Origin of the sequence: Paracoccus isoporae (genome assembly GCF_900101865.1) — a bacterium.
In the GTDB taxonomy this organism is placed as follows: Bacteria; Pseudomonadota; Alphaproteobacteria; order Rhodobacterales; family Rhodobacteraceae; genus Paracoccus; species Paracoccus isoporae.
Genome location: NZ_FNAH01000003.1, coordinates 318877 through 337520 on the forward strand (window position 1 = coordinate 318877; position 18644 = coordinate 337520).

The window sequence follows — 18644 nt, forward strand, 5'->3', positions numbered from 1 at the left end:
GTTTTCAATCTGACCGGTCAGGCTTCCCGAGACTTCGGGGTTAATCACGGACCGGAAACCAGCCGGCTCGGGCCAGTTGGCCGGTGATCTGGTCGGGCACCCGCTCGGCCAGCCAGGCGACAAGCGCCGACAGCCGGTCATGGTCCAGGCCGGTCGCAACGCCCTGCCGGTCGAGCATGTAGTGGACATCCTCGGTGGCGATGTTGCCGGTCGCGCGCGGCGCGAACGGGCAGCCGCCCAGCCCGCCGATGGCGGCGTCGACGATGGTCGCGCCCCGCTCCAGCGCCGCGAACAGGCTGGCATAGCCGGTGCTGCGCGTATTGTGCAGATGCACGCCCCAGGGCACGCCATCCAGAACATCGCGGCAGGCCCTGTCCACGCGCAGAATATCGGCAGGGGCAGCCACTCCTATCGTATCCGCGAACAGGATCTGGTCGGCCCCGGCCGCAATCATCGCATCGGCCAGGGCGGCGACGCGGCGCGCGGACATCTCTCCCTCGAATGGGCAGCCATAGGCGGTGGCGATGATCCCGACGATGCGGCGCCCCGCCTGTTTCACGATCGGCGCGATGGCGGCGAACTGGGCCAGGCTGTCGGCGCTGTCCATGTTCTGATTGCGTCTGCTGAAGCTGTCCGAGGCCAGCACGACAAACCGGATCTCATCGACCCGCGTCGCCAGCGCCCGCTCGACGCCCTTTCGGTTCAGCGCCAGGGCAGAGAGCGTGACGCCCGGCATGTCTGGCAGGGATTCGAGCAACTCCTCCGCTCCGGCCATTTGCGGCACGCGCTGCGGGTTGACCATGCTGACGGCCTCGATGTGGCGCAGACCGGCCGCGACGAGCTCGGTCACGACATGGCGCTTTTCGTCCAGGCTAAAGATCCGCGGCAGGGTTTGCAGCCCGTCACGCGGTCCGACATCGCACAGCGCGATCATCAGATCACGCCCTCGCCCTGAAGCGTCTCGATCTCCGCCGTGGACAGACCGAGCCGTCCATAGATTTCCGCGTTATGCGCACCGATCTTCTGCGGCCCCAGCCACGCAATGTCGCCGGGCGTCTCGGACAGGACCGGAAAAACACCCGGTATGGTGATCTCGCCGAAATCCGGGTCGCGGAACTGGCGCACCATGCCCCGGTCGCGGAAATGCGGATCCTCGACCACATCGGCAATCGAGTTGATCGGACCATAGACGACGCCGAACTCCTCCAGCCTTGCCGTCAGCTCGGCCTTGGTGAGCTGCGCCGACCAGTCGGCCACCATGCGGTTCAGCAGGTCTTCGTGGTCGCCGCGCGCGATATGCGTGGCAAATCGCGGATCATCCGCCAGTTCGGGCTGACCCATGGCTTCGGCCAGACGGGCAAACATCGCATCGACATTGGCGGCGATCACCACATGGCCGCCATCGCTGGTCGGGTAAATGTTGGATGGGACGATCTTGGCGATCCCCGTGCCCGACGGCTTTCGCACGAACCCGGTCTTGGAATATTCCGTCACCGTGCTTTCCAGCATGGCAAAACAGCTTTCGACGATCGTGGCGTCCACCACCTGCCCCTGCCCGCCACGCTGGTCGCGATGATAAAGCGCCATCATCATGCCCTCGAAGGCGAACAGCGCCGTCAGCGTATCGCCAAGCGAGATGCCATAGCGCGGCGGGGGCCGGTCGGGAAATCCGTTGACGTAGCGCAGACCCGACATGGCCTCGCCCACCGATGCGAAGCCGGGACGGGCGGAATAAGGCCCGCTCTGCCCGAAGCCGGAGACGCGCACGATCACCAGCCCCGGATTGAGGCGGTGCAGCTCAGCCGGGCTCATCCCCCATTTTTCCAATGTGCCGGGCTTGAAATTCTCGATCAGCACATCGGCCGTTGCGATAAGCTTGCGGGCCAGATCCTGTCCCCTGGGATCGCGCAGATTCGCCGACACGGCCTTCTTGTTGCGTGACATGATCGGCCACCACAGCGTCTTGCCTTCATGCTGCAGCCTGCCCCAGTTGCGGATCGGATCGCCGCTGCCCGGCGCTTCGATCTTGATCACCTCGGCGCCGAAATCCGCGCAGCGGGAACCGACAAAGGGTCCGGCCAGAAGCTGTCCCATTTCAATCACGGTCAGCCCCGCCAAAGGTCCGAACTTGTCCGGTGACGTGGTCTTCATCCCCTGTTCCCTCTGCGTGCCATAGCTTCCCAACCTGTGCCTAATGGATTTCAGATTTTTTGTATACATAAAATTGATAAATCTGCGATTGATTGCGGAAACCCTAGTATTTGTATACTTTGCATGGGTGATTGCGCTTGATGCACGTTAAGATAACTTTGTCGGATCGGGAGCGCCCCCCGATGGCAGCGGAGAAGGCAGCGGATGCAGGCCGGCAAGACCGAGAACACCACCGAGAATGCGGCCGAGCGTGCCTATCGCGAATTGCGGCAGGCCGTTCTGGAGGGGCGCTTGCCGAAGGACCGCAAGATTACCGAGACCGGCCTCGCGGAATCGCTGGGGATTTCCCGCACCCCGATCCGCGAAGCCGTGAAGCGGCTGCTGCTGGAAGGATTGCTGGAACGCCGCAAGGGGCAGGGCATCCGATGCGCCTTGCCGGATGCCGCGGAGATCCAGGAAGTGTTCGAATTGCGATTGCGCTTGGAATCCTTCGCGGCCAGCCGTGCCGCGATCCGCGCCACGCAGGACCAGATCGATGCCCTGACCCAATCGGCAGAGACCATGAGCCGCCTGGCCCGCACCGATCCCGCAAACGACGCCGTCATCACGCGCATTGACCGCGAGAACGCCCGGTTCCACGCCCTGATCCTGGAGGCCACGCAATCACAGCGCCTGGCCCAGCTGGTCAAGTTCAGCACCGATATTTCCCTGGTGAGCCGCACATTCCGCCGGTTCACCGCCGAACAGCGACGGCGGTCGGCCGCGCATCACGTCGAGATTGCCGCCGCAATCGCCGCGCGCTCGCCGCGTTGGGCCGAGAACATGATGCAGGCGCATATCCTGTCCGCCGCGGATATCTTCGAGATCCCGCTTGACGGACAGGCAACGGCCCGTCGCGGCGAACAGGACTGACGCGACGATCAGAACATCATCTGCACCGTCTTTTCTTCGGTATAGGATTCGATGCCGGCCGGCCCCATCTCGCGGCCCAGACCGCTGCCGCCGCGCCCGCCCCAGGGCGTCGTCATGTCGGGGATGCCGAAGGCGTTGATCCAGACATTTCCGACATTCAGGTCGCGCGCCGTGCGATGCGCGCGATTCAGATCCTCGGTATAGATGATCGCGTTCAGTCCGAAATGCGTGTCATTGGCCAGTTCCAGCACCTCATCGGTGCTGTCGAAGGGCATGATCGTGGCGACCGGGCCGAAGATTTCCTCGCGCGCGATGCGCTGCTGCTGCTGACCGACAAACACCGTGGGCTCGACGAAATAGCCGTCGCGCTCGACCAGATTGCCGCCGGTCAGAAGTTCCGCACCTTCGCTGACGCCCAGTTCCAGATAATCCGCAACGCGCTTGTGCTGGGCCGCGTTGACCAGCGGACCCATGCCGACGGCGTCGTCGAAGGGATCGCCCAGCTTGATGTTGCGGGCATGATCGACCAGCCGGTTTGCGACCTCGTCCACGAGCGAACGATGGACATAGACCCGTGTCCCGGCGGCGCAGACCTGGCCCTGATGCAGGAAGTTGCCGGCGGCAATGAACGGCATCGCCCCGTCGAGATTTGCATCGGCGAAAACGATCTGCGGGTTCTTGCCCCCCAGTTCGAGCGTCACCTTGCGAAACTGTCCGCCGGCGTGGTTGCTCATCAGCGCGCCGACCTCCGGGCTGCCGGTGAAGCTCAGCTTGGCCAGGCCGGGATGCGCCGCCAGTGCCGCACCGGCGGTCTCTCCCAGCCCCGGCACGACGTTGAAGACACCGTCCGGCACCCCGGCCTCCTGCAGGATTTCGGCAAGGCGCAGCAGCGACAGGCTGGCGTCTTCCGGCGGCTTGATGACCATAGAGTTGCCCGCCGCCAGCGCGGGCACGATCTTCCATCCCGCCACGACGATGGGGTTGTTCCACGGCGTGATCGCCCCCACGACGCCGAGCGGTTCGCGCAGCGTGTAGTTCAGCCGGTGCCGCCCGGCATAGTCGGGCAGTTGCACCGTGCTGCCATACAGCTTGTCGGCATATCCGGCATAGTAGCGGAACGTCGCCAGTGTCGCCGGAAGGTCGCCGTAAAGCCCGTCGCGATACAGCTTGCCGACCTCCAGCGTTTCGACCGCCGAGAGATACTCCATCTCGGCCTCGATCAGATCCGCGGCCTTGAACAGGATGCGGCCGCGCGCCGTGCCGCCCATCTCCTTCCAACCGCTCGACGCGAACGCCTCGCTGGCCGTCCGGACGGCAAGATCGACATCATCCGCACCCGCCGCGGCAATCTCGCAAATGGCTGATCCGTCGACGGGATTGCGCGAGGTGAAGCTGGCGCCGTCCTTGGCGTCGCGCCACTTGCCGCCGATGAACAGTTGCCGTGGGGGAAGTTTGGAAGGTGCCTTCATCGCGTTTGTCTCCAGAGATCCGGGCATCGACCGGCGCAAGCCGGCATTGTCCCGACCATCATAGATCAATGTTCGTATTTTGTGAAGACGTGTCCGCTATTCGGACGCGGGTGGATCGGACTGCGCTCCCGACCCGGAAGTGCCTAGGATGTCCTCCAACTCTCTGGCACAGTCCTCGACGGCCTGCCGCATCACCTCGGTTTCGGCACCGGCCAGGGTCACGACGCCGATCGCCGCCGCGACGGCCTTCAGCCCCGGCAGTGACGTGACGATGCCATGCGCGCCGGGAACCAGCGCGCCGACGCTTTCAAAGGTTTCAGAACGCCCCTCGGCTGCGGCCGCGACGGCCCGGCCAAGCGCCCCGAGGCCCGCAGGCGTCCGGCTGCCGACCCGATAGGCGACATGAAATGTCGTGGACGATGGCTCGACCACGGACACGGCAAGCACATCGGGGCCGTCGGCGACGCAGAAATGCGCGGTTGCCGCCGCCCGTTCGGCCAGTTTTTCCAGCGCAGGCCGGGTGCTTTCACGCAATGCGGGCAGGACGTTTTCACCAAGCCGCAACGTCCCCAGCCCGACCGTGTGCAGACCGTCAGAGTCGCGATGCAGCAAGCCGCGATCCACCAGCGTTGTCGCCAGCCGATAGACGATGGTGCGGCTCAGACCCAGATCGGCGGCGATCTGGGTGATGGTGCGTCCCTGCCGGGAGGACGCGAGCAGTTCGAGGACATCCAGCCCGCGATTCAGCGTCTGCGCCGAATCCGGTGCCCGCCCCGCGCTGCTGCGCTTCGACTCTCCTCCAGGCAGGGACCGGCTCATGTGGCGGGCAGATCCGGGCCGCGACCCGACCATGTCCAGGGATAGCTCGGCTCATCACAATCCATCGCGCCCTCGCCCAGTTCGAGCGGGCGGAACGTGTCGACCATGAACGCCATTTCGTTCGGGTGAGTCATGTTAACGGAGTCCAGGTAATTCTGTCGCCGGGGACCGTGGGTGTAGGCGGCAGGGTGCAATGAAACCGAACCGGTCGCAATGCCCGAACCCTTTCGCGCGGCCGTTTCGCCGGCGAAGTAGAACATGACCTCGTCCGAATCCACGTTGGAGTGGTAATAGGGCACCTTCAGCGCCCGCTCGCCATATTCCAGCGGCCGGGGAACGAAATTGCAGACCACGAAGCCTTCGCCCTGGAACGCCTGATAGGTCGGTGGGGGCTGCAGGAACTCGCCCAGCACCGGCGAGTAGTCGCGATAATTCACCGCGTAGGGATAGAGATGGCCGTCCCAGCCCGCGACATCGAACGGATGGTGGTCATAGGTCACCACGGATCCGGCCTGCCCTTGAGAGCTGCGGTGGCGCACATAGACCTCGGTGTCGCGGTCGAGCGCGTCGTCATCGACACAGATCAGCCGCTCCGGCCCCCGAATGTCCCGCTCGTTATACGGCGCACCTTCCAGGAACTGTCCGAAATCGCTCCGGTGCTTGCGCGGCGGCTGGATATGCCCCGCGCCCTCGACGACAAGCGCGCGCAGCGGCCCGGCATCCGGGTCGGGAACCCAGCGATGGATGGTGACACGCGGAATCACCACGTTGTCGCCCTGCCGGATCTCCACCGTGCCGAACACGCTTTCGATCCGGCCGGCCCCGGCCTCGATGAAGACCAGCTCATCGCCGATCCCGTTGCTGTAAAGCGGAGAGGTTTCCGTTGCCACGACATAGCTGAGCCGAACATCGGCATTCGCCAGCAACAACCGGCGATCACGGACCATGTCGGCTGCGCCGGTCCGGGCGAAGAGTTGCGGCGCCCGCAGGTGACGGGGGCGCAGCGGCACGTTCGGCGTCAGGGATTGATCGCCCAGCTCCCAGATCCGCGAATCGACCAGATTGGCCGGCACCCGCTTGTGGTAGATATGCGAGCCCGTGCTCGAAAAGCCTTCCTCCCCGATGAACTCCTCGAAGGTCGGAGTTCCGTCTTCGAGGTCGAACAGCGTGTGGCGTTTCGGGGGAACGGCACCCAGACGGCGATAATAGACCATGATACCTCCATAATGTTCGATTATCGGACGTTATTATCCATTATTAGGACAATTATGCAACGGGCTCTGCCGTTTCGGATGTTTGCTCTGCAGCCCGGATGGTCGTCGGTGGGTCGCGACGGAATTGCTGGCAGTCGGCGACCACACACAGGGGGCGTTCCCGGATCTGCGCGTTGATGCGGACTTCATCTGTCCAACTTCGGTCAGCCGCAGACCGGACCTGCACGCTACCGAGGCGCTGAGCCGGCTCTTGTGCCATCCGGTCCTGCGGAAGAAGTCCTTTCAGCGGCGCGCCAGATCGGGGGACAATTTTCTGATCTGGGCCTGCGCTTCGCCCTCATGCTGTGCCGACGAAGCGCCCATGTGGTTTCTGCCTGCAAAGGTGAACCGGCCCATGCGCTGTCGCCTTTTTGGTCGGCAACACCACAGCTCCGTCGTGACAGACCCGACAGGGTGAGAAGGCGCTCTTTCCGTGAGTCACGGCGACCGCCCTGTGCAGGACTCAATGTCCGCTGCGGCGCGCCTTACCGAGCCAGCTTCCGGGCCTCTTCCTCTGGCGTCATCACACCCGCCGCTCCGATTTCTTCGAGCGCGTCGTCGATTGCACCCGTGCCCGATGCCGGGCGGTAGCTGTCATCGCCCGTTTCGGTCGTCGCGGCGAAGCGCTTTAGCCAGCCATCCTCGGTTTCACAGGCCAGAACGACGCGGACAGCGTCAGACCCGACAACTTCGTATTCCCGACAGAACCCGCCATCCACCGTCAGAAAGGACGCAATCATCACCAGATCACCGCTGTCCCCCAATCGCTGCGTTTCGCCGGACGGCAGGCCGTCAAGCGCCGCGATTTCGGGGCCGGAGAACTCACTCCTCGGATCGTCGAGCCACCACCAGCCAATCCCCACCGCCAGAACGGCCGCAGCAGCCGCGGCAAGCCGGGGTCTGCGGTTCAGGTTGGCGGGGGCTGCGACCGCCACCGGAGCCGATGCCGGGCCGGTCTGTGCTGCGGCGGCACGGATGCGCGCGGCAAGCGGATCCTCGGTTTCAGGTGCGGTGCGCAGCTCTCCCAGCCGCCTCCGCGTTTCCTCGAAACGGTGCAGACGCTGCTGAAGATCGGGATCGGACGCCACGGTCTGGCGGACGGCCGCGGCCCGCGCCGGTTCCAGCTCGCCATCGGCAAGCGCCATCAGGGTTTCGTCATCTAACTGCATGAACCGTTTCCTCGCGGTGACTCATCGCATACGCCCCTGCGCTCATTTTATTCCGAGCTTCTGTGATAGCGCGATCCGGGCGCGTGACAATCGGCTCATCACCGTGCCAATGGGCAAATCGAGGATCTGCGCGGCCTCCGCATAGCTCAGCTCTTCGACGCAGACCAGGTGCAGCACCTCGCGATGATCCTCCGACATCTCCGACATCGCCTCCTGCACGTTGCGCAGCATCAGCCGCGCCTCAAGCGCCGGGCCGGGGTCGGTCGGCAGCGCCTCTGGATGGTCGTGAATATCGATCGGCGTGCCTGACCGCTTCTCGCGGCGCGTCATGTCGATGAAGGCATTCCGCATGATCCTGAACAGCCAGGGCCCCATCTTCTGGCCGCGATCGAAGCTGACGGCATGGGCGATGGCCCGCTCCACCGTGATCTGCACCAGATCGTCGGCCACATCGGGACGGCGCGCGAGCGACAGCGCGAAGCGCCTGAGATTCGGCAGAAAAGCGATCAGAGCTTCGCTGAAGTCCGCATCCATGGTGACTCCGCTGAAAAATTTCCTATTGAATAGGAATAATAAAAATCGGGCGGCGTAAACAACCAGCACCTCAGTCGGGAGAACGCCATGCCATTTCGGCTTACCATGTTCATGCTCGTATCCGCGGCCATGCTCTGTGCGGATTTCAGCCCGGATCGACAGGTCTGGCAGATCGCTGCGGCATGGGCCGACGACGATGACGGCGGCGGCCGCGATAATGACGACGATGACGATGGCGGGAGCCGCAGCCGCAGCAGCGACGACGATGATGATGACAGGGGAACGTCGTTTTCCCGTCCTCGCGTGCAGCAACCGCAACCCCAGCCGCAGCGCCGCGTGCGGGCCGCCCCCGCGCCGGCACCACCGCCCCCGCCGCCGGTGCGCGCGGCGAATGAAGTGATTGCCCGGGGTCTCGGCGATGCGGATCTCGACACGCTGCAGGACGCGGGCTTCGAGCTGCTTCGGGAGGTCGAGCTGAGTTCGGGGCAGGATGTCGTCCGCCTTCGCACGCCTGATGCGCTTGGACTGGACGAGGCAAGGCAGGTCGTGCGCGATCTCGCCTCGACCGAAGCGGCGGATTTCAACCATTTCTATCGGCCCGAGACCGCTGAGACTGTAAGCGAGGACTGCCCCGGCGGGATCTGTCCGGCACGACGGATGATCGCCTGGCCGGCCAGTGTCTCGGGCTGCGGGGATGCACCACGGATCGGGATGGTCGATACCGATCTGAACGCCGAACATGATGCGCTGAAACATGCGCGGGTGACGGTGCGGAAGATCGACAGCGGGCAAGAATTGGCCGCATCCGAACGGCTGCACGGCACGGCGGTCGCGGCACTTTTGGTCGGGCAGCAGGACAGCCGGGCCCCCGGCCTCGTGCCCCATGCCGAACTGGTCGCGGTGGATGCCTTCCACAAGGCCGGATCGGATGAGCGCGCCGACGCCTTCGCGCTGATCGAGGCCCTGGATTACCTGGTCGAAGAAGACGTCGATATTGTGAACATGTCGCTCAGCGGCCCGGACAATCAGGCGCTTGGCGACCAGATCCGGCTGATGGCGGCGCAGGATATGGTGCTGGTCGCGGCGGCTGGGAATGGCGGCCCGAGATCGCAGCCATCCTTTCCGGCGGCCTATGAGGAGGTGATCGCGGTGACGGCCGTGGATCGCGATGCGCGGGTCTATCGCCGGGCAAGCCGGGGCGCCTATATCGACATTGCCGCGCCGGGTGTGGACGTCTGGACGGCCGCCTCGATCAGCGGGCGGCGGGGGAAGACGGGGACGTCCTATGCCGCACCTTTCGTCACCGCCGCGGCGGCGCTGCTGATGCAGGCCCGCCCGGAACTGTCTGCCGGTGAAATCCGTGAGATCATTCAGGGCTCGGCAGAGGATCTCGGGGAAGCGGGCCGCGATGACGTGTTCGGCCACGGCTTGCTGCAACCGTCGCATCCCTGCGATTAACGACAGCCGCAGCCCCGCCTCATCCGGCGGGGCCTGCCGTTGTCGCATCCTCGCCAAGCCCGATCCGCGCCGCGACGCTTTCGGCACAAAGGACAGTGACAGACGCCCCCTTCAGCCAGCGGCCAAGCGCGTTGCAGAGATCCGGTCCCGCCGCCGACATGTCCTGCCCGACCAGCACCAGCCGGGGCCGCGCCATGGCTGCCTGCACGAGGCTGATCGCTGCGCGTTGTTCAGTTGACAGGTTGCGTCCGCCTTCGCTGACCCGCCGGTTCAGGTCACCATCGGGGCACAGCACCCCGCGCAGGCCAAGCCGGTCGATCACGTCGAGAATCCGGTCGTCATCCGGGCGGCTGGACACCGCAAGTGTCAGCATCCGGCGCAGCGATCCGCGCAGCATCGGAACATCCGGCCCGATCCGGCAGATATTGCGGCGCAGCGCCCCCCGGCTGAGCTGCTCAAGCGGGATGCCGGACAGGAACAGCGTCTCCGGCGGCGGCACCTCCAGCCTTTGCAGCAGGGAAAACAGGTGGGAGATCTGCGCCTCGGGCAGGCTCAGCAGACAGCGCGCGCCCGCGTCGCAGGTCATGCTCAGTGGTGGGCTGTCCGCATTGAGCGGCAACCCGGCCATGGAGAGCGTGACCGGACCGGGGGGAAGCCCGCGCCGGCCATAATTCCCGCGCCGTGGCCGGGCCAGGGCCGCGGCGCATTTGTCCCGCGCGGCCCGCCATGCGGCGTAGTGATTCCAGACCCCGGCCAGCTCCCGCATCGGCGTCAGCAGCAGACCGAGCACCGCCAGCGCTGCGGCAATCGTCCCCGTGCCAAGCCCTGTACGCGCCCCGATCAGGATCAAAAGCGCCGCGCAAAGACCGGCGACCAGGTCGGGCAATGCCTTCAGCGCCTCGGCCAGGCGCAGCCGGGCAAGTGCGGCCTGGATCATGCGCTCGCTGCGCTGGCGCAGCCTGCGCATCTCCCCGCTGCGCCGCCCCAGACGGTCAATCTCGGGGGCAAGCGCCATGCGTTCGGTCATCTCTGCAGCGATCCGTCCCCGCCGCGCCCGCAATCGACGTTGCAGTGGCACCAGCATCGGCCCACCCGCGACAATCGCCACAAGCGCCACGGCGACGGGTGGCAGCAGCGCCCACAGCAGCGCGGGCGAGAGCCATGCCAGTATAAGACAGGTCGCCGGGATCAGAATAACGCCCGCGATCAATCGTGGCAGGCCCAGCCTCGCCCAGTTGCGAAACGCCGTCATGTCGCCCACGAAACGCAACCCGACGTAGCCGCTGCGCCGCGCCGCGACATCGCTGGCCGACATGGCGCAGGCATGGTCAAACAGCGCCTCGCGTAGATCGAGCGCGTAGCCCTGCCCCAGCCTTTCGCCGGCAAGCTGCGCCGCGACGCGCACCGTCGCGATCACAGCGCCGGACAGCGCCAGCACGATGAGCGCGGTGGCGGGAAGATCTTCCGGCGCGGTGTCAAGCGCCGCAAACAGGCTTCGGGTCGCGATTGCGGCGGCCCCGGCGGCGGCGGCCTGCAACAGGGTCAGGGCGGCCACGCGGGCAAGCAGCCATCGCCGCCCGACCGCCAGAAGTGGCGGAAGCGGGGTCATGCGGCGCGCCGCCATTGCGCCATGACCTGCGAAGCCAGCGCGTTTGCCTCTGCCGGGTCGGACAGGTCGCGCTTGCGCAGGACCGGTATGCCCGTCGCCGCCAAAGCCTCGGCACTGGCCATGGGCGAGCAACTGACGATCCCGGTCAGCAGATCCGGGCGCAACCCGATCCGCGACAGGGCGCTGACACCGCCCGCAGCCGCCACGGCGTCGCCACAGGCAAAGACCAGACCCGAGATCCGCTGCCGAAACCACCGATCCGCGATGAGTCGCGCGGTTTCCCGCTGAAACAACCCGTCCGCGACCTCCATCACCGCGATTTCGGCACCGCTGCGCTGCCCTTCGCCCAGAAGACGCTCGATCCCGCGGCGAATGCGGGGCAGAGGCTGCTGATACGTCGTGACCATCCCCGCATCGGTGAAATCGCCGACATAATGCGCGCCGATATCGCTGTATTCGTTATAGTCACCGAAGGCGCCGGTTCCGGTGGCCTTGATCGCGGCGGTTTTCCAGCCTGCGCGGCGCAGACCCAGCGCAAGCTGCGCGGTGGCCAGCGTCTTGCCCGAATTCATCGATGTGCCCAGAACCGCGATGACCGGGATATCGGCCGGTCGTTCCGGGTCTGGCAGCGCGAACTGGTCGAGATTGACCGCGCCGCCATGTCCGTCCAGGAGCCGCCCCTTGGGCAGCAGCCTGGTCGCGGGCTTGATCCGTTCGTTGCGCGCGACCATGCGCCCGATACAGCCGCCCCCTGCCAGCATGTCGGCGCCCGCCGGATCGATCTCGGCCAGCCCCTCGAACTGATCGGGCGCATAGCGTGCGCCGCAGGCCAGCACGACCAGATCGCCGGGAAACAGCTGGGACGGGCGGCCGGTGGTCAGTTGCACGCGCCTGTGCTGCCCGATCTCCTCGACCTGCGCCAGGATGAGGTCGCCGGAACGGGCGGCGGCGAAATCGGCGTCCATGCCGGCGATTCGCTCACATGCAACGCGACGCGTCGAAAAACTCCATTTCGCGGCGTCCAGAAGGTGTGTGATGGGGGTGTGCATTCTGTTCTCCGGTTCGGAAAATATTCTCAGGCTGTGATTTTCACGGGGGGTATTTCGGCAGCTGCATTCGCGCAGACCCGACGGGCCAGACCGGCGTGGCGGATGGCCCAGGCGACATCATGCCCGCATCCGGCAAGCTCGTGCAGCGCGACACGCGGGCGCAGACCAGCCGCCTGCGCTGCCTGTTCCAGCGTCGCGGCATAGAGTCGCGCGCGGGCGAGGCGGGTGCGGCCCTGGATACGGTCAAGCTCGGGTGTCTGGCGCAGGGTCTTGTCGCGGTCCGTATCGCGGCTGCCGACATAGATATGAAAGGTCCGGTCCAGAAACGCGGTCAGCCCGGCGCGCGAACGGCGCAGCCAAATGTCGTCCCGGCTGTCCCCGCTTTCCGCCAGACCGCAGGGCCAGGCCATGGAGCGATCGGGCAGACAATACCATCCGGCAGCCGCGAGATGCAGGTCGGCGACCTTTTGCGGATACAGCATGGCAAAGCGATGGGCGAGCTGCGCACCGCCCGAATGGCCGAACAGGCTGACCGGGCCGGCGAATTGCGGATGTTCCAGCGCCACGGCCGACAGCAAGGCCAGCAGCGCATGGTCGGGCCGCGCGGCACGGCCGGGACGCTGGAAGAAGCGCCAGTTCGCGGCATCGAAATGCGGCACAATGACCATGCGGCCGCACGACTCCGCCTCGCTGCGAAACAGGCCGGTCAGTTCCGACGCATTGCGCGAGATTCCATGCAGAACGAGCAGCGGCGGCAATGCTGCGGGCTGAGCCGGGACGATGATATTCGCACCCAGCCGGTTTGTGGTCCCGGCGGCTGTCAGCCTCGTGATGCGCGCGCGGTCGGTCCCGATCTTTTGCAGATACGTCATGTTCGATGCCCCATCCTTGTGTCTGCCGGGATTACGACGGGCCGTGGATTTTCTTCCCGCCAGGATGAAAATTTCTGCAAGGCGCAGATCCATCGGCGAAATCCGGTGATCCGAATGAAAGATCCGTGGCTGCAGCAGCGGCAGCCACGGATCACAAAGCGCGTTCAGCGGACGTTCGTCTCAATCGTCGTCGTCATTCCCACCGCCGCCGCCACGATTGCCGCCGCCGCCCCGGCTGCCGCCATCATCGTCATTGTCATCGCGCGACGATGACCGCCCGCCCCGGCCACTGCGGCCGCCGTCATCGTTATCGTTCCGCGAGGCGCGCGAACCACGGCCATTGTCATCATCATCGTCCCGGCCGGCGCGGGAAGCGCGGCCATTATCGTCGTCGTCATCCCGGCCGGCACGGGACGCGCGGCCGTTGTCATCGTCATCGTCGCGGCGGGTGCCGCGGCCTCTGCCATCGTCATCGTCGTCGTCGCGGCTAAAGCTGCTCTTGCCGCGACGATCGTCGTCGCCTCCCCGGTTCATGCGCGAGACATCTCGCCGCGTCAGGTCATGGCCGCCGCCGCGCGACCAGACCCGATCTGCACCTGCGCGGCCGAAGCTCCGTTCAAGCTCGCTATAGGACAGCACGCCATTGCCGTTGCGATCGATATCCGAGAACCGCACTGATTGCGCAGTGGCGGATGCGCTCGTCATCAGAAGCGCCGACAGGCCGAGTGAGGCGATGGTATGGCTGGGTTTCATGTCTGGTCTCCTTCTATCCTTGCGGATGGGTAAAAAATAAGGCGAGCCGGACGACGAGGATCAGCCCCGCCGCGGCATGCGCCCAGAGATCGGTCGTTGAGCAACATGGCTTGCGGTCTGCCGCGGCGGCCTGGCTCTGACCGCCGCGGCGTCCCGGTCTCTGCCTGCTATGTGCGAGTTCGTCGCATCGTTTCCGTCCTCTGCCGCCCGTCATCGGGCAGTGAATGGATTACGGATGCGTCCTGTCGTTATTCCCGGTTTCGGGAATTTTTATTTTCGCCGGCGATCGGTGCTTTCCTCGCCAGCCGCAGATAAAGGCGCCGCGCACGCGCCAGCAGCGGATAGATCACCGCCGCACGACGCGGCGATGCAAACAGACGGCGTTGCAGCCCGTTCAGCCTGCCATCCGGAGCAGACAGCGTCGCGATGAGCTGCACGGCGTCCGAACCGAAGAATCGCCGCCCCTGCCAGAAAACAACCATGCCCTGATCCAGATCGAGCCCCTCCGCGATGGCCGCCTCAACACGCGGATCCTCCGTGCGGGCATCGACCAGTTCAACCGGCCCGACCGCCTCGCGCAGCCGCATCATCGACACATAAGACGCGCAGAACGGACATTGCCCGTCATAAATGATCGTGATCCCGCCTGTCATCGCGCCCGCCCCCAATCATGTCAGCCTGTCGGGAATAACGTCTCGCATCTGCCGTAATTCCCTTACAGGATGCAGACAGGAGAAGATACATGACCCATCCGGATCGGGCCGCAGTGATGTGGACACGCGCCGCGGCTGGATTGTCGCAGCCCGTCTCCGGCCTGTCGCTTGCAGTTTTCCGCATCGCCCTGGGCGCGCTTCTGCTTTGGGATTGCTGGCGCTTTGTCCGATATGACCGGATCTGGCGCTACTGGATCGCACCGGAGTTCCATTTTACCTATGCGGGCTTCGGATGGGTGACGCCACTGCCCGGACCTTGGCTCTATGCACTCTGGGCGGGAATGGGCGTCTGTGCCTTTCTGGTGATGATCGGGCTGTTTTACCGCGTCGCCATTGTCGCTCTGACTGTGATCTTCACCTATTTCTTCCTGCTGGATAAGGCGGAATACCTGAACCACTTCTATCTGGTCATCCTGTTCCTGATCCTGATGTGCGTCCTGCCTGCGCAGCGCGTGTTGTCCGTGGATGCGCAGCGGCGCGCGTATAGGACGCGCGTGCCCTATGCCGCGGTGTTCATTCTGCGCGCCCAGATGGAAATCATGCTGATCTTCGCCGGCCTGGTCAAACTGACCCCCGACTGGCTGGCCGGAGAGCCGCTTGGCCTGTGGTTGCGGGCGCAGGCCGATGATTTTCCCTTCGGTGTCCTTTTTCAGCAGGACTGGGCGATCATCGCCGCCAGTTGGGGAACCATCGCATTGCACCTGCTGGGCGCGCCGCTGCTGCTGTGGAGGCGGACGCGGCTGGCGACATTCATGATCTACTGCGTCTTTCACAGCGCCAATGCGATGTTCTTCAATATCGGCATCTTCCCCTGGCTCACCATTGCCGCAACAACGATCTTCTTCGCGCCCGACTGGCCGCACCGCGCCGCGCGCTGGCTTCTGGGTCGGTTCGAGAACCTGCCTCCGCTGACGCGCCCGAGCGTGCCGGCGATGCGGCCCCTCTCCGGCGTCACACTCACTGCGATCGTGATCTGGATCGCTGTTCAGATCTTCCTTCCCCTCCGCGCCGGATATTTTCCATCCGAGGTCCGTTGGAGCGGTGACGGGCATCGTTTTTCATGGCGGATGCGTATTTATGACCGCTATGGCGAGGGCCGCTTCATCGTGACCGCCCATGGTCAGGAATGGACCGTCGATCCGGTAGACTACCTGTCCGCGCGTCAGGCCACGAAAATGCTGGTGCGCCCCGACATGATCCATCAATTCGCGCTGTATCTGGAGAGCATCTGGCTGGATCGAGGTTATACCGAGGTCACGGTCCGCGCCGAGATCCGCAAATCCCTGAACGGCCGTCCGCTGCAGACCTATGTCAATCCCAACGTGGATCTGACAGCGGTTTCCGTTCTGCCGATGGCCGCGGATGAATGGGTGCTTCCATCCGAGGTCCCCGTGTGGGGTGTGGCGGATAACTGACCGGCGCGCGATCTGCGAGTGGCTGATAGAATGTGGTTGCGGTGTTGTGTCATCGCCCTGCCTTCCGGCGACCACCCAGCAGCCGAAGTTTTTCGGGGCTCAGACGTGGCATCACGCTGGTCGCAAAATCCGCCATGCCGGGGAGCGTAACGGGCCTGACCTACCCGAGGACTACCGTTGATGCTCCCCCTTTGAAGTGGTCCGCCGCTATGGTTAATAAACGGAGGATAACGGATGGCAAACAAGCGACCGAAGCCAGAAGAGTTTGTGTCGAAGTTGCGGCAGGTTTAGGTTCTGATGGGACAATGCATGTCTCGTCTGGACGCGATCAGGAAGATCGGGGTTTTTGAACAGACCTATTACCGCTGACGAAAACAGTATGGTGGGACGGGTGTGGATCAGTTGAGGGAACTGAAGCGCCTGCAGTTGGAGAACGAACGCCTGCGGCGTGCGGTTTCGGACCTGACGCTGGACAAGCTAATCCTGGCGGAGGCGCCCTGGGGAAACTATTGAACCCCGCTCGGCGCCGGGCCTGCATCGACCATCTTCGTGGTGAGTTGGGCATTTCCGAACGCCGTGGCTGTCAGGTGCTGCGCCAACATCGATCGACACAGCGCAGGCTGCCGAAAGGCCGGGCAGACGAAGGCCGGCAGGTCGCGGACATGTTCGAACTGGCACGCCAATATGGCCGCTATGGCTATCGCCGGATCGCAGCCTCGCTACGCGATGCCGGCTGGCAGGTGAACGACAAGCGCGTCGAGCGGCTGTGGCGACGGGAGGGGCTAAAAGTGCCGGTAAAGCAACCGAAGAAAGGTCGGCTATGGCTGAATGACGGGTTCTGTGTCCGTTTGCGACCGGAATACCGCGACCATGTCTGGTCCTATGATTTCGTGCATTGCCGGACTGATGACGGCAGGGCGTTTCGGGGGTAATCCTCCCCTTTTTAACGGGGCGCGTTCATAGAATTCACGCGGCCATTTTCAGTTTCATGGCGGGTGTGACCCCGCCGTTGCCCATGTTGGGGCGTTCGTTGTTGTAGGTCCATAGCCATTCGGTGGCGATCTCTTGCACCTCCTCGATGGTTTCAAAGATGTAGAGGTCCAGCCATTCGTGCCGGACCGTCCGGTTGTAGCGTTCGACATAGGCGTTCTGCTGTGCTTTCCGGGCTGGATGTAGGTCAGGCCGATACCCTGTCTCTCGGCCCAGTTCATCAGCGTGGACCTGACATATTCGGGGCCGTTGTCGACCCTGATCGCCAAGGGCCTGCCGCGCCATTCGATGATCTGGGTCAGCGCCCGGACGACCCGTTCGGCGGGTAGCAAGAAGTCGACCTCGATGCCCAGGCCTTCGCGGTTGGAGAGTGTCCGGTCTTCTGTGTATGATTGATCCGGTCCATGCTTCACCGAAAGGAAGCATGAATGACCATCTCGAAAGAAATCCTGGACGAACTGCTGAAGGGTGTGGAGCGCCCTGAGGATCTGCTCGGCGATGCCGGGCTGATGAAAGAGCTGAAGATCAAGCTCATGGAGCGGATGCTGGGCGCCGAGCTGACGGCGCATCTTGGCTATGAGGATGGCAGGGAAGCCCCTCCGGGTCAGAGCAACCGCCGGAAAGGCACCTCGACCAAGGTGCTGAAAGGTCAGGACGGAGAGATGCCGGTGGCGGTGCCCCGCGACCGCGAGAGCAGCTTCGAGCCAGAGTTGGTGAAGAAGGGCCAGACCCGGATCGACGGGATGGACGACAAGATCGTCGGGCTCTACGCCGCCGGGCTGACCGTACGGGACATCCAGGCGCATCTGCTCGATCTCTATGGTCTGAAGGTCTCGCCCGACCTGATCAGCCGCGTCACCGATGCCGTGCTGGATGAGGTCCGCGAATGGCAGAGCCGGGCGCTGGAGCGGATGTATCCGATCGTTATCTTCGATGCGCTCAGGGTGAAGATCCGTGACGTCGACAGCCGGACGGTCAAAAACAAGGCCGTCTACGTCGCCCTGGGCGTCACCCGTGATGGGAGCCGCGAGGTTCTGGGCCTGCGGATCGCCGAGAATGAGGGTGCCAAATTCTGGCTCTCGGTGATGAACGAGCTGAAGAACAGGGGCACACAGGACATCCTGGTCGCCGTCGTGGACGGGCTGAAGGGCTTTCCCGAGGCGATCACCGCCGCATTCCCAGACGCCATGGTCCAGACCTGCATCGTGCATCTGGTGCGCCATTCCCTGAACTTCTGCTCCTGGAAGGACCGCAAGGTCGTGGCCGCCGATCTGCGCCGGATTTACTGCGCCCCGACTGCCGATATGGCCGAGGCCGAGCTCGATGCCTTCGAGGAGAAATGGGCCGGGAAATACGCCTCCATCGCCCCAGCCCGGCGCCAGGTGATCCTCCCCCACTGAAGTGGTCCGCCGTTATGATTAGGAAACGGAGGATCAGAGATGGCAAACAAGCGACCGAAGCCGGAAGAGATTGTGTCG

15 protein-coding genes and 3 pseudogenes are annotated in these 18644 nt (G+C 64.5%); 5 read left to right on the plus strand and 13 right to left on the minus strand.

Features of this window, described 5'->3' with window-relative positions; all coding sequences use genetic code 11:
- Positions 1 to 40: 40 nt before the first annotated feature.
- Complete coding sequence (locus BLT73_RS07770; RefSeq protein WP_090522515.1) at positions 41 to 934, minus strand: hydroxymethylglutaryl-CoA lyase; 894 nt, start codon at positions 932 to 934, stop codon at positions 41 to 43.
- On the minus strand, positions 934 to 2151 hold the full coding sequence (locus BLT73_RS07775) for a CaiB/BaiF CoA transferase family protein (RefSeq protein WP_090522517.1): 1218 nt from the start codon (positions 2149 to 2151) through the stop codon (positions 934 to 936). The genes BLT73_RS07770 and BLT73_RS07775 overlap by 1 nt, the downstream gene beginning before the upstream one ends.
- 204 nt (positions 2152 to 2355) lie before the next feature.
- Here BLT73_RS07775 and BLT73_RS07780 point away from each other — a divergent pair, with 204 nt between their 5' ends.
- A complete protein-coding gene (locus tag BLT73_RS07780) occupies positions 2356 to 3063 on the plus strand; it encodes a GntR family transcriptional regulator (RefSeq protein ID WP_090522519.1) in 708 nt (235 codons plus the stop codon).
- An 8-nt stretch (positions 3064 to 3071) separates the two neighbouring features.
- Here BLT73_RS07780 and BLT73_RS07785 read toward each other — a convergent pair whose 3' ends face one another.
- The 5 genes from BLT73_RS07785 to BLT73_RS17570 all read right to left on the minus strand — a co-directional run bounded on the left by BLT73_RS07785 (position 3072) and on the right by BLT73_RS17570 (position 8895).
- On the minus strand, positions 3072 to 4532 hold the full coding sequence (locus BLT73_RS07785) for an aldehyde dehydrogenase family protein (protein ID WP_218132517.1): 1461 nt from the start codon (positions 4530 to 4532) through the stop codon (positions 3072 to 3074).
- A gap of 96 nt (positions 4533 to 4628) precedes the next feature.
- Complete coding sequence (locus BLT73_RS07790) at positions 4629 to 5351, minus strand: IclR family transcriptional regulator (RefSeq protein ID WP_176804995.1); 723 nt, start codon at positions 5349 to 5351, stop codon at positions 4629 to 4631.
- Positions 5348 to 6565 carry a homogentisate 1,2-dioxygenase gene (locus BLT73_RS07795; protein ID WP_090522522.1) on the minus strand — a complete coding sequence of 406 codons (1218 nt, stop codon included), beginning with the start codon at positions 6563 to 6565 and terminating at the stop codon, positions 5348 to 5350. The genes BLT73_RS07790 and BLT73_RS07795 overlap by 4 nt, the downstream gene beginning before the upstream one ends.
- Before the next feature lie 524 nt (positions 6566 to 7089).
- Complete coding sequence (locus BLT73_RS07800) at positions 7090 to 7773, minus strand: anti-sigma factor family protein (protein WP_090522524.1); 684 nt, start codon at positions 7771 to 7773, stop codon at positions 7090 to 7092.
- Positions 7774 to 7815: 42 nt separating this feature from the next.
- Complete coding sequence (locus BLT73_RS17570) at positions 7816 to 8895, minus strand: RNA polymerase sigma factor (RefSeq protein ID WP_245727166.1); 1080 nt, start codon at positions 8893 to 8895, stop codon at positions 7816 to 7818.
- Between BLT73_RS17570 and BLT73_RS07810 the strand changes: the two genes are divergently transcribed.
- Positions 8854 to 9765 (plus strand): S8 family serine peptidase, encoded by a 912-nt coding sequence (locus BLT73_RS07810; RefSeq protein ID WP_245727173.1) that lies wholly within the window; start codon positions 8854 to 8856, stop codon positions 9763 to 9765. The genes BLT73_RS17570 and BLT73_RS07810 overlap by 42 nt on opposite strands.
- A gap of 19 nt (positions 9766 to 9784) precedes the next feature.
- Here the strand turns inward: BLT73_RS07810 and BLT73_RS07815 are convergent, their stop codons facing one another.
- The 5 genes from BLT73_RS07815 to BLT73_RS07835 form a co-directional block, all read right to left on the minus strand.
- The gene (locus BLT73_RS07815) at positions 9785 to 11374 is read right to left on the minus strand and encodes an ABC transporter transmembrane domain-containing protein (protein ID WP_176804996.1); all 1590 of its coding nucleotides are present in this window, start codon (positions 11372 to 11374) and stop codon (positions 9785 to 9787) included.
- Positions 11371 to 12339 carry a P-loop NTPase family protein gene (locus BLT73_RS07820; protein ID WP_090522531.1) on the minus strand — a complete coding sequence of 323 codons (969 nt, stop codon included), beginning with the start codon at positions 12337 to 12339 and terminating at the stop codon, positions 11371 to 11373. The genes BLT73_RS07815 and BLT73_RS07820 overlap by 4 nt, the downstream gene beginning before the upstream one ends.
- A 110-nt stretch (positions 12340 to 12449) precedes the next feature.
- Positions 12450 to 13295 carry an alpha/beta fold hydrolase gene (locus BLT73_RS07825; protein ID WP_143025647.1) on the minus strand — a complete coding sequence of 282 codons (846 nt, stop codon included), beginning with the start codon at positions 13293 to 13295 and terminating at the stop codon, positions 12450 to 12452.
- 180 nt (positions 13296 to 13475) lie between these two features.
- Positions 13476 to 14048 (minus strand): EF-hand domain-containing protein, encoded by a 573-nt coding sequence (locus BLT73_RS07830; RefSeq protein ID WP_090522535.1) that lies wholly within the window; start codon positions 14046 to 14048, stop codon positions 13476 to 13478.
- Positions 14049 to 14296: 248 nt separating this feature from the next.
- A complete protein-coding gene (locus BLT73_RS07835) occupies positions 14297 to 14701 on the minus strand; it encodes a thiol-disulfide oxidoreductase DCC family protein (protein ID WP_090522537.1) in 405 nt (134 codons plus the stop codon).
- A gap of 89 nt (positions 14702 to 14790) precedes the next feature.
- On the opposite strand from BLT73_RS07835, the gene BLT73_RS07840 reads away from it, so the two are divergent.
- On the plus strand, positions 14791 to 16176 hold the full coding sequence (locus BLT73_RS07840; protein WP_090522539.1) for an HTTM domain-containing protein: 1386 nt from the start codon (positions 14791 to 14793) through the stop codon (positions 16174 to 16176).
- A gap of 294 nt (positions 16177 to 16470) precedes the next feature.
- Positions 16471 to 17102 (plus strand): annotated as a pseudogene (locus tag BLT73_RS07845) (IS3 family transposase); the annotation flags it as partial.
- A 40-nt stretch (positions 17103 to 17142) separates the two neighbouring features.
- Here the strand turns inward: BLT73_RS07845 and BLT73_RS07850 are convergent.
- Positions 17143 to 17531 (minus strand): annotated as a pseudogene (locus tag BLT73_RS07850) (integrase core domain-containing protein); the annotation flags it as partial.
- A gap of 63 nt (positions 17532 to 17594) precedes the next feature.
- Here BLT73_RS07850 and BLT73_RS07855 point away from each other — a divergent pair.
- Positions 17595 to 18548 (plus strand): annotated as a pseudogene (locus BLT73_RS07855) (IS256 family transposase); the annotation flags it as partial.
- Between the last annotated feature and the right edge of the window lie 96 nt (positions 18549 to 18644).